Annotated in this window: 1 protein-coding gene; it reads left to right on the plus strand. The window is 61.2% G+C overall.

Annotated elements, in window-relative coordinates; translation table 11 throughout:
• Positions 1 to 19: 19 nt before the first annotated feature.
• The coding region (locus tag KVS69_RS19460) for a SelT/SelW/SelH family protein (protein WP_217539606.1) at positions 20 to 278 on the plus strand (259 nt) is incomplete at its 3' end.

The raw sequence follows: 278 nt of genomic DNA on the forward strand, positions 1-278 counted from the left end.
GGCGGAAAGGCGAAATCCGATGGTAAAACCGCGCATTACCATTCTCTATTGCACCCAGTGCAATTGGCTGCTCCGGGCCGGCTGGATGGCTCAGGAACTGTTGCAGACCTTTACCGTCTCGCTCGGTGAGGTGGCGCTGATCCCTGGCACCGGCGGCAATTTCGAGATCCGGCTGAATGGTGAACTGATCTGGGAGCGCAGGCGCGACGGCGGCTTTCCAGGTCCGAAGGAGCTGAAGCAGCGGGTACGCGACGTGATCGACCCTGAGCGTGACCTCG

Source organism: Stenotrophomonas sp. GbtcB23 (assembly GCF_019091045.1).
Taxonomy (GTDB): domain Bacteria; phylum Pseudomonadota; class Gammaproteobacteria; order Xanthomonadales; family Xanthomonadaceae; genus Stenotrophomonas; species Stenotrophomonas rhizophila_A.